Raw genomic sequence first — 4,608 nt, forward strand, 5'->3', positions numbered from 1 at the left:
CGCACGTCGAGGTGTCACGTCCCGGACAACGAGCCCTACAGCCTCCAGTCACAAGAACATCCCAAAATACCAACTACCTAGATCAGATGCCCTCTTATCGGACGAGCAGTGGTCGTTGATCGAGCCGGTGATCACCGCGTGGAAGAACCGGCACCGCTCGGTCAGCGGCCACCCGGGCGCCTACGACATGCGGGAGATCGTGAACGCGATCCTCTACCAGGGTCGGACCGGCTGCCAGTGGGCCTATCTCCCGCACGACCTGCCGCAGAAGAGCGCGACGTACTACTACTTCGCCGCCTGGCGGGACGACGGAACCGACCAGGTCATCCATGAACTCTTGCGCTGCCAGGTCCGCGAACGCGCCCGCCGATTAGAGGACCCGACCCTGGTGGTACTGGACACCCAGAGTGTCCATGTGGCCGCCGGGGTCCCCGCCTCCACGACCGGTCATGATCCGGCCAAGCGGGTGTCCGGCCGCAAGCGCGGCCTGGCCGTGGACGTCCTCGGCCTGGTCATCGCAGTCGTCGTCCTCGCCGCGAACACCCACGACAACTCCGCGGGCAGCATCCTGCTGGACCGGGTCGCCGAGCACGCCGGCGGCCGCGTCCGCAAAGCCCTGGTTGACCAGGGCTTCAAGAACCAGGTCGTCCTGCACGGCGCTGGCCTGGGCATCGCCGTCGAGATCGTCGAACGAAACCCGCAGGTCAAGGGTTTCGTGCCGCAGCCGAAGCGGTGGAGGGTCGAGCAGACCTACGGAATCCTGATACTGCACCGGCGCCTGGTCCGCGACTACGAGCACCGCCCCTCCTCCTCCGTCTCCCGCGTCTACTGGGCTATGACCCACATCATGACCCGACGCCTCACCAGCGCGAACGCCCCCACCTGGCGCGAGGCGCAGGCGGTGGCAGCGTGAACATCCAGCCCCTGCTCGACGCCCTGGACCTCCAGGAAGACGCCGCCCGGGCCTTGGCCGACGACCTCCGCACACAGATCGAGGACCTGCAGACCCGGTTACGACAGGCCGAGACCCACCTGGAGCACCTCGCGATCACTCGTAAGACCGTCACCGGCCTCGCCGACCGGCTCCCGGCCGCCGCGCCGGAGCTGCCCGAACACCCGGACTACCCCCGTATCCTCGCCGCCTTCAACCACGCGACCGGGCCGCTACGAGCCAAGGACGTCTGTGAAGCCCTCGGCCACGAGCTGCTGCCGAAGAACGTCGAAGGCACCCGGGCCAAGCTGAAACGCCTGGTCAAACTGGAGATCCTCACCGAGGCCGACACCGGCAACTTCGCCAGGAAGCAATAGCTGACGGACCTCCACCAGCGGGCTTGCTCCACCTCAACCGGAAACGGACATCACCTGAGCACCCTATGAGCTGCCGATCAGTCGATGCGGTCGCTTAGGCCCAGAACCTTCGGGTCGTCGCTGGGGAAGTTCCTGGGCATGCCCGGCACGTCGATGGTGCGCCCGTACACGCCGGCCAGGAACTCGACGGCACCGACTGGGAACTCGATCCAGTCGGCGTTGTCCGTGCGGACGACCACCGGCCATGCGTCCGGATCCGCAGGGCTCGTCCTCCAGTAGAAGGTGTCCCCCGAATTGGACGACGCCCAGGAGATCAGGCCTCCCGGCTGCGGGTAAGGAACGTAGTCCTCGGTGTCGCCCATCTCGTACAGATCCTGAAGGATCTCGTCGTCCCTGGACTCGGACGCCCATGGCGCCTCGGCGCCGGGCGTCGGAAGGGACACCATGAGGAAATTATCGATGACAAGCACCGGGTACGCCTCCGCCAGAGAGCGGAAGTCCGAGGGCAGCGCCGTCCCGAGGCCCGCCTCGAGGGCGGCCCAGTCCACGCTGCGTCCGCCTGGCACACGCCACCGTGTCATCGAAGGCAGCACGCCCTCCAGCTCTTCGACCCTCACCATTTCGTCTGCCAATCCGGGGAGCTCTCGACCATGACGGTCTCGAACAATACTCCGGCCTCGATACGGGCGGGCACGGCGACATAACTGCTTCAAGAGTCACGAACCGCCCTCTGAGAGGGCAGCGGCGACACCGGGTCGAGCGCCCTCCCGCGAGCCCAGTTCTCAAACAGCCCCTCGGTCGTCTCGACCGCGGACACCACCATGGTCACCTTCAGGTCCCCGTCGCTCCAGGTGTTCCACAGTGCCCAGCCCTCCGGCCTGGGGACGACGCCAATCCGGACGCACACCTCCTCGTACGCCTCCTCCACCCCGGCCGGCATGGCTCCGGGCTTCAACACCGAAGCCCCGACGAGACGGACCAGAGGCCGGTCCTCCTCCAAACAGCCGTCGCCCTCGAAGTGGTAATGGCGCAGAGCCCGAGCAAGCGCATTCACACTGCGCTGGAGAGGTGCCGCCTCATCCGGGTCCGCCTGGAACGAGAGCCATCCCTCGTTGGACGCCTCCACACTGACGCGGTGAGCGAGGCGCTCGATCTCCCGGAGATAGTCCAGGTCACTGAGCTCAGGTGAGGTCATGGCCCGAAGTTTCGCACCGCGCCGCCGACGCCGACACAGGTTATCGATCCAGCCTGCAGCACCCTGCGGCCGCACTTCCAAGAGACGGGCTCCAGAGGCCGGCGTTTGCCCGCGGAACGGGGCTGCGAACCCTCCGCCCTGCCCCACCACATGCTCACGGTCGTCCGCGCCCTGCCGGGAGTCGGGACGACGGCCGCTCCCCGTCGGGGAATTTGGAGGCCCGCAGGTGGGTCGAGCGGATGAGAACGACGACCAGGGCGGCCAGGTCTGCCGCCCCGGCGGCGTCGTCCGCGTAGCGCGTGGTCTGCAAGGGGCCGACCTGGTCCAGCCGGACTCCTTCCAGCTCCAGGACGTAGCCGAGGGTGAGCATGGCGAGACGGGCGTTGCCGTCCGGGAAGGGGTGGAAGAAGGCCACGTCGAGGTAGGCCCTGGCTGCGCGGGAGGCCAGGGGGACTCGCGGGTCGGCGCTGTCGCGCAGACAGCGTTCGAAGTCGCGCTGGGTGTGGGACGTCAGGGCGTAGCGTTCCCGGCCGCCCTTGGCGAAGGCGTCGCCTCGCCGGAATAGCACTCCCGGCATGCCGAGGACCAACCGCTGCCATCCGGTCAGAAGCGTGCAGGTGAGAGGGGCCCTACGAGAGGCGTCCGCGCGCGACTGAGCCAACGCCGCGAGCAGCCGGTGGGCTCGATCGGGGTCCGAGGAACGGCTTCCCTCCCTGCACCAGGCAGTGAGGCCGTCCGCCGTGGGCTCGACCGGGACCGGCACCGCACCGGCAGCGGAACCCGCACCGGTGCCGGCACCGGCACCGGCAGTCCAGTCGATCTGGTTCCTGGTCCGAACCCAGGCGGCCAAGGCGTCAGCGCTCACGGTAGGGCTGTACTCCGGTCAGTTCTACGGCGAGATCCTCTCCGACCGCCTCGATCAGGGTCCGCGACGGCACGGTCCAGCTCTTGAACCGTCCACCGATCGCGGTATCGACCACGTCCTTCGCCTCCTCCGCCCCCATGCCGGTGGAAGAGAGGAACCAGGTCAACACCGTGTGGCAGAGCCTGTACCAGCCGCATTCGGCACCCGTACGGTCCATGACCACCGTCACGAGTCGGGTGGCCGCCCGTTCCACGTGCCAGCTACGGTCCTCGGCAGCCGTTCCATCGGGCGGAGCCAGCTGCTCGAACCGCTCCGCCAGCTCCTCCAACCAATCGCGCCACTCCAGCAGGGACGCAACCACCTTGGCGGCTGTCACGTCGGGCCTGCCTACGGAGTGGGAGCTGCAGCACCAGTGGGAGACGACGCCGCCCCCACCGCCCTCACCGACCGCCCAATACCAGCCGCACGCCCACCGGCCGTATCGGGCGGCCAGGAGCGCCGTGACCTCGGTGGTGAAGCGATGCTTCTCTTCCCAGTCGGCATCGTCGGGAGGCACCATCGAGGCGATCACCGTGGTGATCTCAGAAGCCTCCGCCTCGTCCCAGGGGAAGGCCATGCGATCGGGGTCAACGGCAGACCACGGCAGCCAGGCCGGGGCGAGTTCGTAGTTGATGGCCGTGGTGTTCCTTCAGACTTGGGCACGTCAGGACAGCTGAGCGATCATGCCAAACGCTCGTAGCCTCGTCACCCAGGTTTCCGGTGCTGCCCGTCTTCGGCCAGGGCCCACCACGCGACGCTGCACAGCCCTCCCGCTCCGCCCGCTCCGCCCGCGACGCCCGCTACGGCACGCGGCTGAGCACGTTCAGGAGTACGTCGTTGCGGCGCGCCCTCGCCGCAGGACCGGGCCACGTATCGGACTGCGGCCAGTCGGACGCGGAAGAACCGAATCACTTCGCTCCAGCAGACGGACCCCTCACCTGACTCTCCGCCCGATCACGGACGGCGGGCGCAAAATCGGGCATCCGATCGGGTTGTCGAGGGCGACCGGCCCGGCGGGCCTGAGGCTGTCCTACCTGCTCCCTTTCTAGGCTCGCGGGGGATCAAAAGAGCCTGCAACGCGAGCGCCCACAGTCGCGGGCATTCCCCGGCTCCGGCTCCGGCTCCGGCTCCGGCTCCGGCTCCGGCTCCGGCTCCGGCTCCGGCTCCGGCTCCGGCTCCGGCTCCGGCTCCGGCTCCGGCT

6 protein-coding genes are annotated in these 4,608 nt (G+C 68.3%); 2 read left to right on the forward strand and 4 right to left on the reverse strand.

The window, feature by feature from the left end; all coding sequences use genetic code 11:
- Positions 1-58: 58 nt before the first annotated feature.
- The gene (locus tag ACFW1I_RS36740; protein WP_384678210.1) at positions 59-913 is read left to right on the forward strand and encodes an IS5 family transposase; all 855 of its coding nucleotides are present in this window, start codon (positions 59-61) and stop codon (positions 911-913) included.
- The gene (locus tag ACFW1I_RS36745; RefSeq protein ID WP_384678191.1) at positions 910-1,308 is read left to right on the forward strand and encodes a hypothetical protein; all 399 of its coding nucleotides are present in this window, start codon (positions 910-912) and stop codon (positions 1,306-1,308) included. Before ACFW1I_RS36740 ends, ACFW1I_RS36745 begins: the two co-directional genes overlap by 4 nt.
- Before the next feature lie 77 nt (positions 1,309-1,385).
- Here the strand turns inward: ACFW1I_RS36745 and ACFW1I_RS36750 are convergent, their stop codons facing one another.
- The 4 genes from ACFW1I_RS36750 to ACFW1I_RS36765 all read right to left on the reverse strand — a co-directional run bounded on the left by ACFW1I_RS36750 (position 1,386) and on the right by ACFW1I_RS36765 (position 3,984).
- Positions 1,386-1,856 (reverse strand): hypothetical protein, encoded by a 471-nt coding sequence (locus ACFW1I_RS36750; protein WP_384678193.1) that lies wholly within the window; start codon positions 1,854-1,856, stop codon positions 1,386-1,388.
- 161 nt (positions 1,857-2,017) lie between these two features.
- Complete coding sequence (locus tag ACFW1I_RS36755; RefSeq protein WP_384678195.1) at positions 2,018-2,503, reverse strand: hypothetical protein; 486 nt, start codon at positions 2,501-2,503, stop codon at positions 2,018-2,020.
- Positions 2,504-2,657: 154 nt separating this feature from the next.
- The gene (locus tag ACFW1I_RS36760) at positions 2,658-3,080 is read right to left on the reverse strand and encodes a Fic family protein (RefSeq protein WP_384678197.1); all 423 of its coding nucleotides are present in this window, start codon (positions 3,078-3,080) and stop codon (positions 2,658-2,660) included.
- A gap of 277 nt (positions 3,081-3,357) precedes the next feature.
- Positions 3,358-3,984 (reverse strand): hypothetical protein, encoded by a 627-nt coding sequence (locus tag ACFW1I_RS36765; RefSeq protein ID WP_384678199.1) that lies wholly within the window; start codon positions 3,982-3,984, stop codon positions 3,358-3,360.
- Positions 3,985-4,608: the final 624 nt, after the last annotated feature.

It is taken from the genome of Streptomyces sp. NPDC058955, from assembly GCF_042741435.1.
In the GTDB taxonomy this organism is placed as follows: domain Bacteria; phylum Actinomycetota; class Actinomycetes; order Streptomycetales; family Streptomycetaceae; genus Streptomyces.